This is a genomic window from Rothia kristinae NBRC 15354, assembly GCF_001570865.1.
Lineage (GTDB): Bacteria > Actinomycetota > Actinomycetes > Actinomycetales > Micrococcaceae > Rothia > Rothia kristinae.
Map to the genome: position 1 here is coordinate 173,009 of NZ_BCSM01000004.1, position 19,418 is coordinate 192,426.

The 19,418-nt window shown below is 71.9% G+C and carries 19 protein-coding genes; 10 read left to right on the forward strand and 9 right to left on the reverse strand.

Annotated elements, in window-relative coordinates; all coding sequences use genetic code 11:
• The first annotated feature begins 25 nt into the window (after nucleotides 1-25).
• The 9 genes from KKR01S_RS11455 (at nucleotide 26) to ccsB (ending at nucleotide 7,724) form a co-directional block, all read left to right on the forward strand.
• Nucleotides 26-928 carry an ArsR/SmtB family transcription factor gene (locus tag KKR01S_RS11455; protein ID WP_058731629.1) on the forward strand — a complete coding sequence of 301 codons (903 nt, stop codon included), beginning with the start codon at nucleotides 26-28 and terminating at the stop codon, nucleotides 926-928.
• A 60-nt stretch (nucleotides 929-988) separates the two neighbouring features.
• The gene (locus tag KKR01S_RS04225; protein WP_061225355.1) at nucleotides 989-1,936 is read left to right on the forward strand and encodes a FadR/GntR family transcriptional regulator; all 948 of its coding nucleotides are present in this window, start codon (nucleotides 989-991) and stop codon (nucleotides 1,934-1,936) included.
• Nucleotides 1,937-1,976: 40 nt separating this feature from the next.
• Nucleotides 1,977-2,075: a 30S ribosomal protein bS22 gene (locus KKR01S_RS10550; RefSeq protein WP_003792170.1), complete on the forward strand. Its 99-nt coding sequence runs from the start codon at nucleotides 1,977-1,979 to the stop codon at nucleotides 2,073-2,075.
• 132 nt (nucleotides 2,076-2,207) lie between these two features.
• Nucleotides 2,208-2,519 carry a glutaredoxin family protein gene (locus KKR01S_RS04230; protein ID WP_058731631.1) on the forward strand — a complete coding sequence of 104 codons (312 nt, stop codon included), beginning with the start codon at nucleotides 2,208-2,210 and terminating at the stop codon, nucleotides 2,517-2,519.
• Between the two features lie 96 nt (nucleotides 2,520-2,615).
• Nucleotides 2,616-3,293 carry a histidine phosphatase family protein gene (locus tag KKR01S_RS04235; RefSeq protein ID WP_058731632.1) on the forward strand — a complete coding sequence of 226 codons (678 nt, stop codon included), beginning with the start codon at nucleotides 2,616-2,618 and terminating at the stop codon, nucleotides 3,291-3,293.
• Nucleotides 3,294-3,374: 81 nt separating this feature from the next.
• Nucleotides 3,375-4,016 carry a TlpA family protein disulfide reductase gene (locus KKR01S_RS04240; protein WP_061225356.1) on the forward strand — a complete coding sequence of 214 codons (642 nt, stop codon included), beginning with the start codon at nucleotides 3,375-3,377 and terminating at the stop codon, nucleotides 4,014-4,016.
• A gap of 9 nt (nucleotides 4,017-4,025) precedes the next feature.
• Nucleotides 4,026-4,778 (forward strand): cytochrome c biogenesis CcdA family protein, encoded by a 753-nt coding sequence (locus KKR01S_RS04245; protein WP_061225357.1) that lies wholly within the window; start codon nucleotides 4,026-4,028, stop codon nucleotides 4,776-4,778.
• 29 nt (nucleotides 4,779-4,807) lie between these two features.
• Nucleotides 4,808-6,502: a cytochrome c biogenesis protein ResB gene (gene resB / locus KKR01S_RS04250; RefSeq protein WP_081101540.1), complete on the forward strand. Its 1,695-nt coding sequence runs from the start codon at nucleotides 4,808-4,810 to the stop codon at nucleotides 6,500-6,502.
• A 43-nt stretch (nucleotides 6,503-6,545) separates the two neighbouring features.
• On the forward strand, nucleotides 6,546-7,724 hold the full coding sequence (gene ccsB, locus KKR01S_RS04255; protein ID WP_061225358.1) for a c-type cytochrome biogenesis protein CcsB: 1,179 nt from the start codon (nucleotides 6,546-6,548) through the stop codon (nucleotides 7,722-7,724).
• A gap of 110 nt (nucleotides 7,725-7,834) precedes the next feature.
• Here ccsB and KKR01S_RS04260 read toward each other — a convergent pair whose 3' ends face one another.
• Nucleotides 7,835-8,191 (reverse strand): PLD nuclease N-terminal domain-containing protein, encoded by a 357-nt coding sequence (locus KKR01S_RS04260; RefSeq protein WP_081101541.1) that lies wholly within the window; start codon nucleotides 8,189-8,191, stop codon nucleotides 7,835-7,837.
• A gap of 63 nt (nucleotides 8,192-8,254) precedes the next feature.
• Nucleotides 8,255-9,505: an AAA family ATPase gene (locus KKR01S_RS04265; RefSeq protein ID WP_061225359.1), complete on the reverse strand. Its 1,251-nt coding sequence runs from the start codon at nucleotides 9,503-9,505 to the stop codon at nucleotides 8,255-8,257.
• A 156-nt stretch (nucleotides 9,506-9,661) separates the two neighbouring features.
• On the opposite strand from KKR01S_RS04265, the gene KKR01S_RS04270 reads away from it, so the two are divergent.
• Nucleotides 9,662-9,964: a DUF4229 domain-containing protein gene (locus KKR01S_RS04270; protein ID WP_061225360.1), complete on the forward strand. Its 303-nt coding sequence runs from the start codon at nucleotides 9,662-9,664 to the stop codon at nucleotides 9,962-9,964.
• A 185-nt stretch (nucleotides 9,965-10,149) separates the two neighbouring features.
• Here KKR01S_RS04270 and KKR01S_RS04275 read toward each other — a convergent pair whose 3' ends face one another.
• From KKR01S_RS04275 to gluQRS, 7 genes are all read right to left on the reverse strand, one after another.
• The gene (locus KKR01S_RS04275; RefSeq protein WP_081046346.1) at nucleotides 10,150-11,424 is read right to left on the reverse strand and encodes an MFS transporter; all 1,275 of its coding nucleotides are present in this window, start codon (nucleotides 11,422-11,424) and stop codon (nucleotides 10,150-10,152) included.
• A 68-nt stretch (nucleotides 11,425-11,492) separates the two neighbouring features.
• On the reverse strand, nucleotides 11,493-12,371 hold the full coding sequence (locus tag KKR01S_RS04280; RefSeq protein WP_058743564.1) for a 1,4-dihydroxy-2-naphthoate polyprenyltransferase: 879 nt from the start codon (nucleotides 12,369-12,371) through the stop codon (nucleotides 11,493-11,495).
• Between the two features lie 101 nt (nucleotides 12,372-12,472).
• Complete coding sequence (locus KKR01S_RS11285; protein ID WP_244884095.1) at nucleotides 12,473-14,035, reverse strand: AMP-binding protein; 1,563 nt, start codon at nucleotides 14,033-14,035, stop codon at nucleotides 12,473-12,475.
• Between the two features lie 411 nt (nucleotides 14,036-14,446).
• A complete protein-coding gene (locus tag KKR01S_RS04290; protein WP_058731567.1) occupies nucleotides 14,447-15,412 on the reverse strand; it encodes a 1,4-dihydroxy-2-naphthoyl-CoA synthase in 966 nt (321 codons plus the stop codon).
• An 81-nt stretch (nucleotides 15,413-15,493) separates the two neighbouring features.
• Complete coding sequence (putP, locus tag KKR01S_RS04295; RefSeq protein WP_061225362.1) at nucleotides 15,494-17,008, reverse strand: sodium/proline symporter PutP; 1,515 nt, start codon at nucleotides 17,006-17,008, stop codon at nucleotides 15,494-15,496.
• 150 nt (nucleotides 17,009-17,158) lie between these two features.
• Entirely contained in the window at nucleotides 17,159-18,097 is a 939-nt protein-coding gene (locus KKR01S_RS04300; RefSeq protein WP_061225363.1) for an EamA family transporter, read from the reverse strand.
• A complete protein-coding gene (gluQRS, locus tag KKR01S_RS04305; protein ID WP_061225364.1) occupies nucleotides 18,084-19,070 on the reverse strand; it encodes a tRNA glutamyl-Q(34) synthetase GluQRS in 987 nt (328 codons plus the stop codon). The genes KKR01S_RS04300 and gluQRS overlap by 14 nt, the downstream gene beginning before the upstream one ends.
• Nucleotides 19,071-19,418: the final 348 nt, after the last annotated feature.

The following is a 19,418-nucleotide window of genomic DNA, read 5'->3' on the forward strand; positions in this document are numbered from 1 at the left end:
GACATCCGCCGTTAAGGTGGAGGACATGAGCACCGATGTCTTCTCCGTGATCGCCGACCCCACCCGCCGACGCATCCTGCGGGCGGTGCAGGGGCAGGCGCGCCCGGTCAACGGCATCGTCACGGAGCTGGGGGTCAGCCAGCCGACGGTCTCGAAGCACCTGAAGGTCCTGCGCGAGGCCGGGCTGGTGAGCGTGCGCGCGGAGGGTCAGCGGCGCCTGTACTCCCTCCTGCCGGAGCCGCTGGAGCCGGTCCGCCAGTGGCTGGAGGAGCTGATCGCCGCGGGCGAAGAGGCTCCGGCGGAGCAGACCGCGCCGAAGCAGGAGACGACGGGTCTGGGCACGGCGGAGAAGTCCGACGCGGGGGAGGCCCCGGCAGAGCAGGCCGATGCCGCGGCTCCGGCCGCGGAGGACGAGGCTCAGGGGTCTGAGTCTCAGGAGTCGAGACCGCAGGAGCGCCCCGCAGGGGCTTCGGCGCCGGCGGCCGGGGTGGTGCAGCACCGCCCGGCCCATCGCCGCACTCCCCGGCGCTTCCAGCCGCTGACCCCGCTGCCGGCGACCACCCAGCCGGCCGCCCCGCCGACCCCGGAGCCCTTCGACCTGGAGGCCGCCCTGGCCTCGGCCCCCTCGCACCCGGCCGAGGGCGTGCCCACCGATGCCGAGCCCGCTCTTCCCTCCGTCGAGCAGGACATCGCGCCTGACGTCGCACCGGCCGATCCCGCACCCGCAGACGTCGAGTCCGCAGCCGCACCCGCCGCGATCGAGCCGGATCGGCCGGAGCCCCCGCAGGAGCCCGCACCCGCAGATGCCGACCCCTCGGGTCCGGTGGAGGCGGTGGACCCGCTGGCGCGCCGCACGTCATCGGAACCGGCCGATGCGGGACAGTCGGGATTCTTGGCTACGCTGTTTGGCAGGAAGCGCGGGCGATAGGAGGGCCATCCTCACGTCCTGGACCACCACCGTCGACCGTAGGGAAGAATCAGCAACGACATGGCTACCGACCGGAAGATCCTCCAGTGGCTGGAGAGCGAGCTGTTCGACGGCGCCCTGGTGCTCGGCCAGCAGCTGCCCAGCGAGCGGCGGATCGCCGCGGCCGTGGGCGCCTCGCGCAGCGCGACCCACGAGGCGCTGAAGTCCCTCGAGACCATGGGGGTCCTCCGGCTCTACGAGGGACGCCGTCACCAGGTGATCGCCCAGCTCGTGCGCGAGCCCGCGGCCTCCGCCGGCCCGGCGCTCAAGCTGCATATGGCCACCGCCGAATATCCCCTGCGCGACATCGTCCACACCCGGGTGCTCCTGGAGACCTGGGCCGTGCGCCGGGCGGACCGGGAGCACCCGGCGATGCGCGAGCTGCACGCCATCATGGAGGAGATGGACCGGGATGACCTGGGGCTGAAGGACTTCCACCAGCTGGAGGTCTCCTTCCACGTGGCCCTGACCCGGCTGGCCGGCAACAGCCTGGTCACCGGTCTGCTGACCTCCCTGCGCGATTCCATCTGCGAGTACACGATGTCCCTCGTCGGCTACGTGCCCCTGTGGTCCGCGACCGCCACCCGCCTGCGGGCCGAGCACCGCGCGATCGTCGCCGCTCTGGAAGCCGGGGACAACGAGCTGGCCGCGCGCATGGTCGCCGAGCACATCGAGGGCCACTACCTGGAGGCGGGGGTGGACCCGGACCGGAAGCAGCGCTCCTCCGCCAGCGTGTTCATGCAGCCGCAGACCGACGAGGAGGGGAAGGTCCAGCCGCGGGAGAACGCCTCGACCCTGGCCGGCAGCGTCGCCGACTCCCGGGACTCCGACGCAGACCTGCCGGATTCCGCCCCCGCCGGAGAGGACGGGCTGGAGAGCTTCCGCGCGGAGGACGACGCCGAGGATGCGGATCGCCCCGCGGCCCCCGCCGAGGCCGCGGATTCGGGGAAAGCCGACTCGACCTTGTAAAGTGTCTGAGGACCGTCGAGAAGACAAGGCAGGTACATCTATGGGTTCCGTCATCAAGAAGCGCCGCAAGCGCATGGCCAAGAAGAAGCACCGCAAGCTCCTGCGCAAGACCCGCCACCAGCGCCGCAACAAGAAGTAGTCCCTGACAGCGGACCGCGCGGCACCCGAACGGGTGCGCCACGGCCGCCCGCCGCATCCGCGGTGGGCGGCCGGCGTCGTCTGCGGGCGCTATGGGCGCGCGGGCCGGGCGCAGGCGGTTAGGCTGGGGGATATGAGTGCCGCCGTCTCCCCCTCCGCCGCCGCGGGATCCGCCGGGTCCGCGCCCCGGCTGGAGCTGCTCACCAGCGCCGGATGCCACCTGTGCGAGCAGGCCCGGCGGGACCTGGACGCCGTGACCGGGGAGTTCGGCCTCGACTGGAGCGCCCGGGACATCGACGGGGACCCGCAGCTGCTGCGCCGCTACGGCACCGAGATCCCCGTGCTGCTCATCGACGGCACCCCCCGGGACTTCTGGCGCATCGACGTCCCGCGGCTGCGTCGCCTCCTCGCCGGGCTCCTGGCCGGGCGGGATCCCGAGGCCTGACGGCCCGCGCACCCCTCGGGCCCGACGCCGTCGGCCCGCACCCGGCCCCCGCGCCTCCCGCCCGCCGGGAGACGCAAGGAATCGGAAAGGAACACCATGACCGCATCCGCGACGGTGCACCTGCTGCGCCACGGCGAGGTCCACAACCCCGAGCGCATCGTCTACGGGCGCCTGCCCGAATACCACCTGTCCGAGACCGGGCGGCAGATGGCGGAGCTGGCCGCCGCGGAGCTGGCCCGCCGGGCCGCCGACGGCGCGCGCATCGTCTGGCTGGGCGCCTCCCCGCTGACCCGCGCCCAGGAGACCGCCGCCCCCGTCTGTCGGGAGCTGGGCCTGCCCGTGCACACCGATGAGCGCCTGATCGAGGCCGGCAACTGGTTCGAGGGCCTGCACGTGGACCGCCGGGAGCTGGTCGGCAGCCCCCGGCACTGGCCGAAGCTGCTCAACCCGCTGCGCCCCTCCTGGGGGGAGCCGTACCGGGAGCAGGTGACCCGGATGGCCGAGGCCGTCAAGGCCGCCGCGGTGCGCGCCGTCGAGATCGGCGGGGACGGGGCGGAGGCGGTGCTCGTCTCCCACCAGCTGCCCATCTGGATCCTGCGCCGCAGCATCGAGGGTCGGTCCCTGCCGCACGATCCGCGCAGCCGCCAGTGCAACCTGGCCTCCCTGACCTCCCTGGAGCTGCCCGACGTGCACGCCCCGGGCCGCCCGCGGATCCGCTACACCGAACCCGCGGCCCCCCTGTACCCAGGGGTCATTCAGCTTCCCGGCTCATAATGGCCGGACCCGCGCCCGGGCCGCAGCTCGAGCGCGCCCGCACGCCAGCCACCGCCCGGAACACCCCGTCAAGAAAGCACCATGCCCCTTCCCGATCGCACGCGACTCACCCGCCGAGGATTCCTCGCGGCCGGCACCGCTCTGGGCCTGGCCGCGCTCACGGCCTGCTCCTCCGGCGATGACGGCCTGGCCGAGCAGGCCAACCGCGCCGACGGCAAGGGCTTCATCTCCGGGGACGGCACGGTCACCGAGTACGCCGAGAAGGACCGCACGGACCCCGTGCAGTTCACCGGGAACCTGTTCGACGGCGGCCAGCTCACCGGCGCCTCCCTGCACGGGAAGCCCTCCCTGCTGAACTTCTGGTACGCCGGCTGCGCCCCGTGCCGGGCCGAGGCGCCGCACCTGGTCAAGCTGCACGACGAGTTCGGGGACCGGGTGGCTTTCTACGGGGTCAACCTGCGCGATGAGAAGGACACCGCGGAGGCCTTCGAGCGCAACTTCGGGGTGGACTACCCCTCCGTCGAGGACCGCACCGGCGAGGTGCTCATGGCGATGTCCGACTACGTCCCGGCCCAGGCCGTGCCCACGACCCTGGTGCTCGATGCCCAGGGTCGGGTGGCCGCCCGGGTGCTCGGGCAGATCGACGAATCCACCGTGCGCACCCTGATCCAGGACCAGCTCGGCGGTGCCGGGGCCGCGCCGTCGGCCTCCGCGACGGCATAGGGGACGGGCGTGGGTTCCTCCTTCGGGCAGGTGGTGCTGGACGGCTCCCTGTGGGCCGCCGTGCCCCTGGCCGCCCTGGCCGGGCTGATCTCCTTCGCCTCCCCGTGCGTGCTGCCCCTGGTGCCCGGCTACCTCGGGTACGTCACCGGGCTGACCGGCTCGGACCTGCAGCAGCGCCGCCGTGGGCGGATGCTGGCCGGGACCGGGCTGTTCGTGCTCGGCTTCTCCTTCGTCTTCGTGCTGATGTCCGTGCTTCTCGCGCAGGTCGGGGCCGCCCCCTGGCTGCGCGGGCAGACCTGGATCACCGTGGTGCTGGGCCTGCTGGTGATCCTCATGGGCGTGGTGTTCATGGGCGGGATCCCCTGGTTCCAGCGGGACCGCAAGATCCATGCCCGTCCCCCGGCCGGACTGTGGGGCGCCCCGGTGCTGGGGATGACCTTCGGGCTGGGCTGGGCCCCGTGCATCGGGCCCACCTTCGCCGCGGTGCAGGCCCTGGTCTACGTGCAGGGACCCACCAGCGCCAAGGCGATCCTGCTGACCACCGTGTACTGCCTGGGCCTGGGCGTGCCGTTCCTGCTCATCGCCCTGGGCTTCCGCCGCTCCGCGGAGGCCTTCGGGGTGCTCAAGCGGCACCGCCGGGGCCTGCAGGTCACCGGGGGCGCGGTGCTCGTCGTCGTCGGGGTGCTCATGGCCACCGGCGTGTGGGGCTCGCTGATGGCCTGGATCCAGTCCGTGACCCCCGGCTATGAGCTGCCGGTATGAGCCCGGAATCGTCGAAGGGAAGCCACCCCATGAAGTCCGAGGACTCCCCGGAGCAGACCTCGCAGGACGCCCAGCCGCGGCGGGACAGCCGACGCTCCCGCCGTCGGTCGCGCACCGCCGACGCCCCCGCGCTGGGGCCGCTGGGCATGCTGCGCTGGGCCTGGACCCAGCTGACCAAGATGAACACGGCCCTGTTCCTGCTGCTGCTGCTCGCGGTGGCCGCGGTGCCCGGGTCCATCTTCCCGCAGAACATCCAGGACCCCGGCAAGGTCCAGACCTACCTCGAGGCCCACCCCACCTGGGGGCCGATCGCGGACAAGCTGCAGCTGTTCGACGTCTTCTCCTCCGTGTGGTTCTCCGCGATCTACCTGCTGCTGTTCATCTCCCTGATCGGCTGCGTCCTGCCGCGGGCCGTGAAGCACGCCAAGGACTGGCGGGCCAAGCCCCCGCGCACCCCCCGCAACCTCACCCGGCTGCCCCAGCACCGCACCCTGACCATCCCCGCGGACTCCGTGCGCACCGCCGACGGAGCCCCGCTGGACCCGCAGACCGCGGTGCGCACCGCCCAGCGGATCCTGCGCCGGCGCCGCTACCGCACGGACCTGCGCCTGGTCGGCCCCGCCCCCAGCGTGGGTGCGGAGCGGGGCATGGTCCGGGAGCTGGGCAACCTGCTGTTCCACGCCGCGCTGATCGGGGTCCTGGTGGGCATGGCCATCGGCTCCCTGTTCGGGTACTCGGGACAGAAGATCGTGGTCAAGGGGGAGTCCTTCGTCAACACCCTGGTCAGCTACGACACCTTCACCCCCGGCACGGACTTCGACGCCGACCGGCTGCGTCCCTTCTCCCTGACCCTGGACGACTTCCACGTCAGCTTCGACAGGCAGCAGGGCTCGCCCACCTACGCCCAGCCCCTGGACTTCACCGCGGACGTGTCCGTGAAGGACGACGCCGACTCCAAGGCCCGGAAGGAGACCCTCAAGGTCAACCAGCCGCTGAGCGTGGACGGCACCCGCGTGTACCTGTCCGGCAACGGCTACGCCCCGATCGTGAAGGTCACCGACGGGGACGGGAAGGTGGCCTACGAGGGGCCGGTGGTCAGCCTCGCCACGGACAAGACCTACACCTCCTCCACCGTCCTGAAGGTTCCGGACGCCCGCCCGGACCAGCTCGGCTTCGTCGGGATGTTCCTGCCCTCCGCCGTCATCCAGGACGGGCAGTCCCCGTACTCGGCGGACCCCAGCCTGTCCAACCCGGCCCTGGTGCTCTCCTCCTACAGCGGGGACCTCGGGCTGGACGGCGGCACCCCGCAGAACGTGTACGTGCTGGACACCTCCTCCCTGCACGAGCTGAACTCGATGCGCAACAAGAACGGCATCGTGCTCACCGAGCAGAACCCCAAGGCCGAGCTGCCCGAGGGCAAGGGCAGCATCGAGCTGGAGGGCGTGAGCCGCTACGTCGGCTTGGACATTCACTACGACCCGGGCAAGCCCGTGGTCCTGGTCTCCTTCCTGCTGGCCTTCGCCGGACTGGTGGTCTCCCTGTTCGTGGCCCGACGCCGCGCCTGGGTCACCGCGCGTGCGACCCGCCTGGCCGACGGCACCGACGCCGTGGTCGTGGAGTACGGGCTGCTGGCCCGCGGGGAGGACCCGCGCATCGGCGCGGAGGCGGACCGGCTGACCCAGCTGTTCGCCAAGGAGTGGGGACTAGAATTCAGCGAAGCGTGAGCCCCCGGCGGCGCCGCGCGCAGACTCGCGAGGAAAGGCAGTCATGACCCTGAACGAGAACCTCGGCCAGTGGAGCGAGATGCTCATGTTCCTGGCCGCCCTGGTCTACGTGGTGGCCTTCGTGGCCTTCACCTGGGACCTGGCCTCCCACTCCCGGGCCACCCGCCGCGCCGAGGAGGCCACCCGCGCGGAGTCCGGCGACGCCGCCTTCGGGCTGGAGCGGGTCCCGGCCGGGGTGGCCGCGGGCGGGGCCGGTGCTGATGCTGGTATTGATGCTGGGGCTGGGTCTGGTGCCGGCCGCGGGCAGGAGGGTGCGGCGCCGTCGGGGCGGGCTGCTCCGGGCTACCCGGAGGATGCCGCCGAGCAGACCGGCGTCGGCACCCGGGGCCGCGGACGCTCCCGCGCGGAGAAGGCCCGCCTGGCCGGACAGACCGCCGATGACGCGATGCTGTACTCGGGGGAGCGGCGCCCGGCCGCGAACGTGGCCGTGGCCGTGATGGTGCTGGCCGCCGTGGTGCACCTGGCGGGGGTCGTGACCCGCGGGCTCGCGGCGGGGCGGGTGCCGTGGGGCAACATGTACGAGTTCTGCACCACCGGCGCCCTCGTCGTCTCCGTGGTGTTCCTGATCTCCCTGCTGTTCCGGGACCTGCGCTTCGTCGGGACCCTGGTCTCCGGGTTGGCGCTGGTGATGATGGTCGCGGCGACGATCGGCTTCCCCACTCCCGTGGGGCACCTGCAGCCGGCCCTGCAGTCCTACTGGCTGGTGATCCACGTGTCCGTGGCCGTGATGGCCTCCGGGGTGTTCACCATCACCTTCGCGATGGCGGTGCTGCAGCTGCTGCAGGGCTGGCGGGAGCGGCGGCTGATCGAGGGGGAGCGGGACCGGATGCCGTTCCTGCGCCTGGTGCCCTCCGCGCAGGCCCTGGAGAACTTCGCGTTCCGGCTCAACGCCGTCGGGTTCGTCATGTGGACCATCACCCTGGCCTTCGGGGCGATCTGGGCGGAGCAGGCGTGGGGCCGCTACTGGGGCTGGGACGCCAAGGAGGTGTGGACCTTCGTCATCTGGGTGGTCTACGCCGCGTACCTGCACGCCCGGGCGACCCGCGGGTGGACGGGCGCCCGCTCGGCGTGGCTGTCGATCATCGGCTACGCCTGCATCATCTTCAACTTCACGGCCGTGAACACGGTCTTCAACGGCCTGCACTCCTACTCGGGCCTGTAAACCCCCTCCCCCTCGCCGCAAAACTGGAGATGCTTCGCATTTCGGGACCTGTATCGTCCCGTTCTGCGAAGCATCTCCAGTTTTGCGGGCTGGTGGGGGAGTGGGCGGGGTCAGTCCGGTTTGCGGCGCTGCTCGCGCTCCCGGTCCTTCCGACGTCGTTCGGCCTGCTTGGCCAGGAAGTCCAGGTACGCGGCGTCGTCGTCCGGGGCGCGCCCGGCCTGCGGGGCAGGTCCCGCGGAGGGACCGCGACGACGAAGGGGCTCACCGCCTGCGGGTCGGTCCCGGCGGGTGCCGAGGCTCAGCCACAGCACGGGACCGATCACCGGGAAGAGCAGGGCGATGAGGAACCAGGCCGGCTTGGGCAGGGCCCGGATCCGGCTCCGTTCGGTGCGGGCGACGTCGAGCAGGGCGTAGATGCTCAGCCCCACCAGCAGGGCCCCGACGGCGATGATCAGTACGGCGCGCATGCCAGCGATTCTACCGGGGCCCGCCGGGCCCCGCTCCTGGGGTCGCCCCTGCGCGACATGATGTCAAGCGCGCTCCTCGTAGGGCCAGTCAGTGGCGAGCAGCGCCTCCACGGCGCGATTTCGGAAGCGGTACACCTTGCCGTGTCCGCGGCGCTGGATGATGCCGCGCACGACGTCGAGGCGTTGTGAAGTGGGCCCTGCCTGACTGGATTTCGCGTACCCGGCCTCCTCCGCGATCGCACTGAGGGTCCGCGACTCAGCCGGCAGCGCGACCATGGCGTCGAGGAATTCTCGTTCACGGGTCGGCAGCCTCTGGAGGATGCGCTCGACGTGCGTTTCCGCGGCGTCCGCCGCCCGCTCCCACCCTCGGAAGGCCTGACGCTCGGTGATCACCTCGCTGGTGCCGGCGTTCCAGGCCTGTTCCCCGGCCAACTGGAAGAGGAAGGGTTCGCCGCAGGAGAGCTGGATGATCGCTCGGCGGGCGTCCGGGTGCATGCTGATGCGGGTGAGGCCGCCCTGGTCGTCGGGGACTTCCCACCCGTCGGCGACGAAGGGCTCGAGCGCCATCTCCAGATCCTCGTCGCTGATGGCCTCCAGCACCGTCGTCTTGAAGCGTCGGGCGAAGGCCGCACCGGTGCGCGCTCCGGCCATCTCCGCGAATTCCGGAAGACCGGTGAGGTAGACGGCGAGGGGAAGCACCCGCGAGAAGGAGTATCCGCCGGGCGCCTGGACCGTCTCTTCGTGGGTGAGCGCATCGCCGAGGGCGACCAGCAGCTGGGAGCGGACGTCGTCATCGTCGATGTTCTGCACTTCATCGAGGTGTATCAGCACCATGGTGTTGCGGGCCCGCAAGGCGGAGCGTCCGATCTCGATCAGCAGATCGGTCAGGTCGGTGTACGGCTCGGGGGCTTGCGCATCCCGCAGGCTCAGGGACACTCCCGCAGCTGCGATCTTCTCAACACGACGGATCAAGGCGGTCACCGAGTGCTCTCGGGCCGTGGTCAGGCCCGCCTGCCGGGCCAGATCCACCAGCGCCCGGGCGAGGCGGCGCAGCGGATCGGTCCCCCGGGGAATCCGCAGCTGGCCGGTGGTCCAGTCCCCCTGGTGCCGGGCTTCCTCGCTGATCCTGTTGACCAGACAGGATTTCCCCGTGCCCGGTTCACCCAGGATGGTCCTGCCCCGTTCGGCCCTACCTGCCAGACGACGAGGCCGGAGCACCTGATGCCAGTCATCGAGCTCCTCGCGGCGCCCAGCCCAGATCTCGGGGACCGTGTCCGACCCCGGGTTGAAGGGACAGTCAACGGGCGTTCTCATGGTGATAAATTTATCACCTATTCGATCTGCTGATAAATTTATCAGAGACGGTCGGGGGAGGGGGCGTGACGGCTGATCCACCGGGGGCTGCGGGGCCGATGGTCGGGGCGGGTCCGTCTTCAGAAGGCGTGCAGGTGCCGCGGGTACAGTGGTGGCGTGAACTTCCTGAAGTACTCGCTGATCCGCCTGGGCCTGATCGTCGTCGTGTTCCTGCTGTGCATGCTGATCGGCATCGGGCCGTTCCTGGCCGGGATCTTCGCGGTGCTCATCGGGCTGGCCGTGGGCTACCTGGCCTTCCCGCGCCTGCACACCGCCGCCGGGCAGGAGTTCACAGCCTTCTTCCGCCGCCGCACCCGCAGCGAGGCCCGACGCACCCACCCGCGCACCGCCCAGGAGGACGCCGCGGTGGAGGACGAGTACGTGGACGAGCAGCTGCGCCGCGAGGACCGTAGCATCTGACCCCGGGTTCTTCCGCGAGGCGGCGCTTTCGTTCCCTCTTGCCCTGGATTCTTCCGCGAGGCGGCGTTTTCGTTCCCTGTTTCGGCGTTTTAGGGAACGGATGCGCCGTCTCGCGTGGGCCGGGGGGAGGGGTGGGTACGGATGCGCCGGGTCGTGTTGGGGCAGGCCCACCCCCGAGAAGCCGGTCAGGGGCGGGGCGGCGTCGGCTCCCCGATGCGGCGGTTGCGGCCGGCGACGACGCCCGCGGCGAACTGCACGCACGCCAGCACCAGCAGCGACCACAGCACCGCCGCCCAGGATCCGGTGGCCTCGGCGAGGGAGCCGGCCAGCAGCGGGCCGGTCGCCGCCAGCAGGTAGCCCAGGCACTGGGACATCCCGGACAGGCGCAGGGTGTGGGCCGGGTGCACGGTGCGCAGACCCATCATCGCCAGGGACAGGGAGAAGCCGCCGCCGCAGCCGATGCCGACCAGACCACACCACAGCACGGCCCCGCCCGGCCACAGCAGCGCTCCTACTGCCGGCACCACGATCATCGAGGACAGCAGTATCGCCAGCCACGACTGGGACGCGCGGCGCTCGGCCAGGAAGCTCACGGAGAGGTTCCCCAGGATCCCGGTGACCTGCAGGGTGAACAGGTGCCACCCGGCGGCCGCGGCTCCCACGCCCAGTCGGGCCTCCATGCTCGGCAGCCACATCATCACCGTGTAGAACACCGCCGACTGCAGACCCATGTACAGGGTCACCGCCCACGCGATGGGGGAGCGCAGCATGGACACCCGGCGCAGGGACGGCGGCTCCGGGGCCGACGGCAGCACGGGCAGCGCCCCGGTGACCGCCTCCCGCAGGGGGACGGTGCGCTGCTGGGTGCGGCGTCGACCGCGGGTGCGCACCGCCCACCACAGACCCGCCGCGCCCGCCGGCACCGCCCACAGCGCCAGACTCGTGCGCCACCCGCCCGGCAGGACGGCGGCCAGCGGCTCGGAGAACCCCGCCGCCAGGGCCGCGGCCACCGAGAGCACCGCGGTGTACATCCCGGTCATCACGGATACCTGGCCGGGGAAGTCCCGTTTGACGATCACCGGCACGACGACGTTCTGCACCGCGATCCCCGCGCCCACCAGCAGGGTGCCGACCCACAGCAGGCCGGGCCCGGGCGTGGAGCGCACCAGGATCCCCGCGGCGAGCACCGCCAGCGCCGCCAGCACCGCCCGCTCCAGGCCCACGCGCTGGGCCGGCAGGGCCACCACCGGGGAGAGCACCGCGAAGGCCAGCAGGGGCAGCGCCCCGAGCAGGCCGACGCCGGCCGCGGACAGGCCGGTCGCGGCGCGCAGCGGCTCCACCACGGGCCCGACGGAGGTCAGGGCCGGGCGCAGGCAGGAGGCCACCAGCAGCACCAGCAGGCACCAGCCCCACGGGAAGGGGCGGGCGGCTCCGGACCGGGCAGCGTCGGGTCGGCTCATGCCAGGGTCGCCGGGACGACGCGCGCTGCCGGCGTCGGGACCGTTCACCCCGCCGTCGTCGGGCCGCTTCACGCCGCCATCACCGCGGCGACGACCAGCAGCAGCGCGAAGGCCAGGCTGAGGAATCCGGTCTGGCGCAGCACCGGGATCAGGGCGCGCATCTGCTGCGTCCGCAGCACGGTGCGCACCGCCGGGACGGCCAGCACCAGCGAGCACAGCACCAGCAGGACCCACGGGTTCTCCGGCACGGCGAAGACCATCACGGCGTAGGCCAGCACGATCTCCCCGGCGTACGCCAGCCGGGCCCGCGCGTCGCCCAGACGCACCGCCATCGTGCGCTTGCCGGCCACCTCATCGGTGGGGATGTCCCGGAGGTTGTTGGCCATCAGCAGCGCGCAGGCGATCAGCCCCATGGCGACGGCGGCGCACCAGGCGGTCGCGGACAGGCGGGAGGCCTGGGTGAAGGTGGTGCCCAGGGTGGCCACCAGCCCGAAGTAGATGAAGACGAACAGGTCGCCCAGCCCGAGGTACCCGTAGGGGTGCTTCCCGCCGGTGTAGCCCCAGGCGGCCAGCACCGCGGAGGCCCCGATCAGCAGGAACCACCACTGCCCCGCCAGGATGATCAGCCACAGCCCGGCGGCCCCGGCCGCGCCGAAGCACGCGAACGCCGCCAGCTTCACCTGGCGCGGGGCGGCGGCGCCGGAGCCGGTCAGGCGCAGCGGGCCCACGCGCGTCTCGTCGTCGGTGCCCTTGATGCCGTCGGAGTAGTCGTTGGCGTAGTTGACCCCCACCTGCAGGAAGAACGCGACGAGCAGCGCGAGCACCGCCGGCCCGACGTGGAGGGAGTCCATCTGCGCGGCCGCCGCGGAGCCCGCGATCACCGGCGCCACCGCCAGCGGCAGCGTCCTCAGCCGCGCCCCCTCGACCCACTGCCCCACGGTTGCCACGGCGGACGTCCTTCCCTCGATGCGCTCACGAACGGCCCCCATTGTCTCACTCGGGGCGGCGGGGGTGGTGCCTCACTCGGGACGACGGCGGGGGTGGTGTCTCACTCGGGGCGGCGGCGGGGCGCGGCGAGGGCGCGGGCGACGGCGGCCCGGTCCGGTTTGCCGGTCGAGGTCAGCGACAGGGCGCGCACCACCTCCAGGCGCTTCGGCACCGCGGCGGGGCCCAGGCGCTCGCGGACCGCGGCGCGCAGCCGGTCCTCCAGCTCCGCGGTCTCGCGCGTATCCGCGTTCCCGCGCGCGTCCGGGTCCTCGTGCGCATCCGCGGGGTGGGCGGGGGCGCTCGGCGTCGTGCCGGACAGGCCGGGGACGGCGACCATCGCGGCCACCGCCTGTCCCCACCGCGGGTGCGGCACCCCGACCACGAGGGCCTCGCGCACCCCCCGGACCTCCTCGAGGGCCGCGGCCACGGCACGGGCGGAGACTTTGATCCCTCCGGTGATGATCACGTCGTCGGCTCGCCCGGCCACCCTCAGGCGCTGCCCGGCGAGGTGCTCGGGGCGCGGGGCGTCGGAGTGGTCTGTGGGGCGGGATGCGGAGCGAGATCCTGTCTCGGGCCTGGGTCCGGGCCCGGGTCCGAACCCGGTGGGGGAACCACTTTCGGTTCCGGGCCGGGACCCCGCGAGAGACGTGATGTCCTCCAGGGTGCCGAGGTCGTCGGTGCGGTACCAGCGGGTGCCGTGCGCGTCCACGCGGAAGTGCTCGGTGTGGCGCGCGGGGTCCTCCAGGTAGCCCGCGGCCACGGTGGGTCCGCCGAGCCAGATCCGCCCCGGACCTCCGGCGGGGCCCTCGTCGACCGCGCTGGGGGATGATCCATCGAGCACGCCGGGGGCGGCAGAGACCGGAGTTCCGGGTGCGGAGCCTGGTCCGTGCGAGTCCGGCCCGTCTTCCGTCGCCGGGCCGCCCGCCGTCGTCGTCGGCTCGATGCGCACCTCGACCCCGGGCAGGGCGCGCCCGTCGTACACGCAGCCGCCGGCGGTCTCCGCGCTGCCGTAGGTGGTGACCACCGGCAGCCCCAGCTCCCGGATGCGCGCGCGCAGACTCGCTGAGGCCGGGGCCCCGCCGAGCAGGATCGCGCGGAAGGAGCGCAGCGCCTCGTGCAGCTGGTCGGCGGGGACGACGCCGGATTCGGCGGCCTCCAGCAGCATGTGCAGCTGGGTGGGCACCAGGGCAGTCATCCGCCGCGGGTGGGTCATGCGCTCGACGGCGGCCAGGAAGTCTCCGGCGGTGAACCCCGTCCCGGGAGCGAGGGACGCGGTGGTGACGGGGGTGGTCCCGGCCAGCATGGAGCGGGCGATCACCTGGGCCCCGGCGACGTAGTGCACGGGCAGGGCCAGCAGCCACTGCGCCCCGTCCGAGTCGGTGGTCTCGGCGGTGGCCCGCCCCGACGCCCGCAGCGACCCGGCGGTGAGGAGGGTCCGCTTGGGGGTGCCGGTGGAGCCGGAGGTGGCCACGACCAGCGCGGGAGCGTCCCGATCCGCCTCCGGCAGCGAACTCAGCCCGCGGGTCAGGGACTGCGGCGTCTGGGAACCGGGACCATCCAGCACCGGCACGCCGGGCCCAGGGGCGGGCGGTTCGGGGGCGGGGGTGAGCGCGGAGAAGTCCATGCCCACCAGGCTATCCGCGACGTTTCCGGGTGGGGCCGGTCTGGTCGGTGGCGGCCCGTTCCTGTCCGTCCGACGCCGAGACGGCGCATCCGTTCCCACCCGAGCGTCATCCCCACGCGAGTCGGCGCATCTGTTCCCAGAAACGCGGAAACCGGGTACGAGAGCGCCGCCTCGCGGGAAGACCCAGCCTCGGTGGGTACGAGAGCGCCGGGTCGGGATCGCCGTTTCGGTTCAACTCCGCTCATTTCACACGCGAGGCGGCGCATCCGTACCCACCCCCACGCGAGGCGGCGCATTCGTTCCCGGAAACGCCGTAAGCGGGAACGGATGCGCCGCCTCGGCGATGATCTCGGGGCCTATGGGTACGAGAGCGCCGGGTCGGCGTTCAGTCCAGCCCCACCCCGACCCCGCTCAGAAGTAGTACGGGTACGCGGACCAGTCCGGGTCGCGCTTGCCGAGGAAGGCGTCGCGACCCTCCACGGCCTCGTCGGTCATGTACGCCAGGCGGGTGGCCTCTCCGGCGAAGACCTGCTGGCCCACCATGCCGTCGTCGGGCAGGTTGAAGGCGAACTTCAGCATCCGGATGGCCTGGGGGGACTGGCGGGCGATGTCCACGGCGTACTCCAGGGCGGTCTCCTCGAGGCGGGCGTGGTCCACCACCTCGTTGACCGCGCCCATCTCCAGCATCCGCTGCGCGCTGTACTCCCGGGCCAGGAAGAAGATCTCCCGGGCGAACTTCTGCCCCACCTGCCGGGCCAGCAGGGCCGAGCCGTAGCCGGCGTCGAAGGAGCCGACGGTCGCGTCGGTCTGCTTGAACTTCCCGTGCTCCCGGGAGGCGATGGTCAGGTCGCACACCACGTGCAGGGAGTGCCCGCCGCCGGCGGCCCACCCGGAGACCACCGCGATGACCACCTTGGGCATGGTGCGGATCAGCCGCTGGACCTCCAGGATGTGCAGGCGTCCGGCGCGGGCGGGGTCGATGGTCTCGGCGGTCTCACCCTCGGCGTAGCGGTAGCCGTCCCGCCCGCGGATGCGCTGGTCCCCGCCGGAGCAGAAGGCCCACCCGCCGTCTTTGGGGGAGGGGCCGTTGCCGGTGAGCAGCACGGTGCCGACGTCGCCGGTCATCCGCGCGTGGTCCAGCACCCGGTACAGCTCGTCCACGGTGGAGGGGCGGAAGGCGTTGCGCACCTCGGGGCGGTCGAAGGCGATGCGCACGCACGGCAGGTCCCGGACCACCCGGCCGGTCTGGTCGCGCTCCACCTGGCGGTGGTAGGTGACGTCGGTGAGGTCCTCGAAGCCCTCGACGACGCGCCAGCGGGCGGGGTCGAAGGTCTCGGAGACGACGGCGGGCAGGTCGGCGGATGCTGTATCGGTCACGCCCCGATCCTAGCGGGCCGCGGCCAGCTGCCGCGCCGCAACCGGCGACCGGACCGCGGCAAGCCAGCGCCCCGCAACCGCCTACCGCCCCGCGGCCAGCTCCCGGGCCTCGTCGAACTCCCGGTCGATCCGCTCGGAGGGCTTGTGGGTGGCCAGGGAGACCACCACGCCCAGCACCAGGGCGACGGCGAAGCCGGGGACGATCTCGTACAGCCCGGTGATGCCGGTGGAGGCGGGGTCCTCCACGAGCTGCTTCCACAGGATGGTCACGGTGGCCCCGGAGATCATGGCGGTCAGCGCGCCCTCGGCGGTGAGGCGGCGCCAGTACAGGGACAGCAGCATGATCGGGCCGAAGGCGGCGCCGAAGCCGGCCCACGCGAAGGCCACCAGGTCCAGGATCGCGGAGTCGGAGTCCAGGGCGATCAGCGCGGCGATCATGGCCACGGCCAGCACGGCGGAGCGGGACATCCACAGCTGGGCCCGCGGGGAGGGCTTGCGCTTGATCAGCAGCATCGCGAGGTCCTCCACGGCGGCGGAGGAGGAGACGATCAGCTGGGAGGAGACGGTGGACATGATCGCGGCGAGCACCGCGGCCAGCACGAATCCGGCGACCAGCGGGTGGAAGAGGATCTGGGAGAGGTCCAGGAACACGGTCTCCGCGGACTTCGCGTCGGTCAGGTGCGCGTCGGGGTGGGTGGAGAAGTAGGCGATGCCGGTCAGGGCGGTGCAGATGGTGCCGGCAACGGACAGCACCATCCAACCGATGCCCACGCGCCGGGCGGCGGGGGCGTCGGCGGGGGAGCGCAGGGCCATGAAGCGCACGATGATGTGCGGCTGCCCGAAGTAGCCCAGGCCCCAAGCCAGGGAGGAGATGACGCCGATGACGGTGGCCCCGGCGGTCAGGGACAGGGCGTCCGGGTTGGCGTGGCGCACGGCGTCGAAGACCTCGGCTGGCCCGCCGAATTCGAACAGGGCGACGATCGGCACCATGATCAGGGCGATGAGCATGAGCAGGCCCTGGGCGACGTCGGTGAAGGTGGCGCCGAGGAAGCCGCCGAAGAACGTGTAGAGCACGGTGATCGCGGCGATCATGAGCATGCCCACGAGGTAGTCCCCGTTGAAGGTGGTCTGGTAGAACTTCCCGCCGGCCACCATCCCGGAGGAGACGTAGAAGATGAAGAACAGCAGGATGATCACGCCGCAGGAGATGCGCAGGATGCGGGAGGCCAGCCCGTCGGCCTTGAGCCGGTTGTCGAAGAAGGACGGGATGGTGATGGCGTTGCCGGCGACCTCGGAGTAGGCCCGCAGCCGCGGGGCGGTGTACTTCCAGTTCAGCCACGCCCCGATGGTCAGGCCGATGGCGATCCACGCGTCCACGAGCCCGGTCAGGTAGATCGCGCCGGGCAGGCCCATCACGAGCCAGCCGGACATGTCCGAGGCGCCGGCGGACAGGGCTGCGACGCCGGGGCGCAGGGAGCGCCCGCCGAGCATGTAGTCCTCGGTGTCCTTGTTCTTGGTGCTGGCCCACAGGCCGATGGCGATCATCCCGAGGAAGTAGATCCCCAGGGCGAGGTACTGGAAGGCCTGGTCTGACATGTGGGATCCCCTCATCGTCGGTGCGCTGATCGCACGGGCCACACCGTCAGTGTGACGTGCGCGTCGATGGCTCAGTATGCCAAGGGTGGTGTGAGCCACCAAATGCGTCCGGCCGGTCGGGGGAGTGGAGCGGGGCGGGGCGGGGGCGAGTCAGTCGATGCGGGGGATCTGCTGGGTGTCGATGATCTGCAGGGCCTCGGTGTGGGTGGTGATGCGCGCGGCGGAGCGGTTGGCCTTCCACGTCACCGCCGCCCCGGAGACCACGATCAGCCCGATCCCCACGTAGGCCGGCACGGAGAGCACCTGCCCCAGCATCACCAGGCCGACGACGGAGGAGACCACCGGGTCCAGGCTGAAGAACACCCCGACGACGGCGGGTCCGGTCGCGGAGGCGGCGAAGGCGTCGCAGGAGAAGGCCAGGGCCAGGCCGAAGGCGCCGATGAAGGCGGCCAGCAGCCAGTCCTGCCCGGTCATCCGGGGGATCGCGGTCGCGGTGGCCGGCAGCCACAGCAGGGCGCCGATGGTGATGGACACGGCCAGCCCGCGGATCCCCGAGGAGGCGGGGGCCCCGGAGCCGATGCGCGCGGAGAGCAGGGTGTATCCGCACATGGCGGCGGCCGCGAGGGCGGCGAAGAGGTAGCCCCACCAGTCCGTGGAGCCGAAGGTGGGTCCGGCGATCATCGCGACCCCGGCCAGGGCGCCGAGGGCGAAGATCCCGTCCTGCAGGCGGCGCACCCCGAGGATCGCGACGGTGAACGCCCCGAGGTATTCGATGGTCACGGCCACGCCCAGGGGGATGCGCTGGACCGCGAGGTAGAAGAACACGTTCATCAGGGAGGCGACCACCCCGTAGGATAGGACCGCGGTCCAGTCGCGGCGGGTGAAGCGCCAGAAGCGGGGACGGGCCACGGCCAGGAGGATCACGGCGGCGGTGAGCAGGCGCAGCCCGGACACGGCCGGCGGGGAGAAGCGCTCGAACAGGCCGGTGGCCACGGCGGTGGTCACCTGGATGCCGGTGGAGCCGATGAGCACGGCGATCAGGGCGGCGGTGCCCCGGTGCTTCTTGGGGATGCGCTCAGCAAGCTCCACAGGTGCCCTCCATCATCGGGTCCAGCACGGTCCAGGGTCGGTGGGAGATGCGGTTCGGGTCGAAGACCTCCAGCATCTGCGCGGCGGTGTGCGGCAGGCACGGGCCGTCCGGGGTGCGCAGCGGCGGCAGGGGGATGGATCCGGCGATCATCCGCCCCACCTGCTCCGGGCTGACGCCGGCCGCGCGCAGCTGGGGCAGGGTCACGGCGCCGTCGCGTTTGGCCAGGCGCTTGCCGTCCCGGTTCAGGGCCAGCGGCACGTGGGCGTATTCCACGGGGGGCAGGCCGAGCAGGTGGGCGAGGTGGGCCTGCCGGGGCGCGGAGGCCAGCAGGTCGTCCCCGCGCACCACCTGGTCCACGCCCTGGTGGGCGTCGTCCACGACGACGGCGAGGTTGTAGGCGGGGCGTCCGTCGTTGCGCACCAGCACGACGTCGTCCACCTCGCCGGTGTGCTGCCCGGCCCAGCGGTCCTGCACGGTCCACCGGGTCACCTGGGCGCGCAGGCGCAGGGCGGCGGGCCGCTGCGCTCGGCGCTGCTCGCGCTGGGCGTCGGTGAGGTTCCGGCAGGTGCCGGGGTAGGCGCCGGGGGCGCCGTGCGGGGCGGAGGAGGCCTCCTGGATCTCCCGGCGGGTGCAGTAGCACTCGTAGACCAGGCCGGCCTCGCGCAGGCGGGCGACGGCGTCGTCGTAGGCGTCCTGACGCTCCGACTGGACGAGCACGGGACCGTCCCAGTCCACGCCGAGGGCTTCCAGGTCCGCCAGCTGACGCTGGGCCGCGCCCTCCTGCACGCGGTCCAGGTCCTCGATGCGCAGGTGGAAGGCGCGCCCGGTGGTGCGGGCCATGAGCCACGCCAGCAGCGCGGTGCGCAGGTTGCCCAGGTGCAGGTCCCCGGAGGGGGAAGGGGCGTAGCGTCCGGCGCCGGGGGCGGCGGGGCTGCTCAGGGCGCGCTCGGGTGCGGTGTGATCCAGGGACATGAGACCATGGTAGCCAGGGGCATCGAGACGAGTGAGAGTGTGGAGCTGATGGATCGACGGCATGGGGAAACTCACTCGTCTCTGAGGCAAGACTGTTGGAGTACCTGTGACGAATATGAATCGCCGTGAAAGAAAATTCTATAATCAGGTTGATGCATTCCAAAAAATCAGCGAATTATTCAACAAATACAATGTAAGCTACTGTGATAAAGAGTTTCTTTGGTTATCTGGCTCATCGCAAATGAGGGTGTAAGTGTGGCCTGAAACCACCGGCCTCAAGCAGACTGCGTGCGATGTAGTTCGTGAGATTGCGGAAGCCCAGAGCGGAGCCGCGAAGGTGTTCGAGCC

Coding starts and splice junctions, on each gene's coding strand:
- KKR01S_RS11455 (WP_058731629.1), top strand. CDS start 26: ATGAGCACCGATGTCTTCTCCGTGATCGCCGACCCCACCCGCCGACGC.
- KKR01S_RS04225 (WP_061225355.1), top strand. CDS start 989: ATGGCTACCGACCGGAAGATCCTCCAGTGGCTGGAGAGCGAGCTGTTC.
- KKR01S_RS10550 (WP_003792170.1), top strand. CDS start 1,977: ATGGGTTCCGTCATCAAGAAGCGCCGCAAGCGCATGGCCAAGAAGAAG.
- KKR01S_RS04230 (WP_058731631.1), top strand. CDS start 2,208: ATGAGTGCCGCCGTCTCCCCCTCCGCCGCCGCGGGATCCGCCGGGTCC.
- KKR01S_RS04235 (WP_058731632.1), top strand. CDS start 2,616: ATGACCGCATCCGCGACGGTGCACCTGCTGCGCCACGGCGAGGTCCAC.
- KKR01S_RS04240 (WP_061225356.1), top strand. CDS start 3,375: ATGCCCCTTCCCGATCGCACGCGACTCACCCGCCGAGGATTCCTCGCG.
- resB (WP_081101540.1), top strand. CDS start 4,808: ATGAAGTCCGAGGACTCCCCGGAGCAGACCTCGCAGGACGCCCAGCCG.
- ccsB (WP_061225358.1), top strand. CDS start 6,546: ATGACCCTGAACGAGAACCTCGGCCAGTGGAGCGAGATGCTCATGTTC.
- KKR01S_RS04260 (WP_081101541.1), bottom strand. CDS start 8,191: ATGCGCGCCGTACTGATCATCGCCGTCGGGGCCCTGCTGGTGGGGCTG.
- KKR01S_RS04265 (WP_061225359.1), bottom strand. CDS start 9,505: ATGAGAACGCCCGTTGACTGTCCCTTCAACCCGGGGTCGGACACGGTC.
- KKR01S_RS04275 (WP_081046346.1), bottom strand. CDS start 11,424: ATGAGCCGACCCGACGCTGCCCGGTCCGGAGCCGCCCGCCCCTTCCCG.
- KKR01S_RS11285 (WP_244884095.1), bottom strand. CDS start 14,035: ATGGACTTCTCCGCGCTCACCCCCGCCCCCGAACCGCCCGCCCCTGGG.
- putP (WP_061225362.1), bottom strand. CDS start 17,008: ATGTCAGACCAGGCCTTCCAGTACCTCGCCCTGGGGATCTACTTCCTC.
- gluQRS (WP_061225364.1), bottom strand. CDS start 19,070: ATGTCCCTGGATCACACCGCACCCGAGCGCGCCCTGAGCAGCCCCGCC.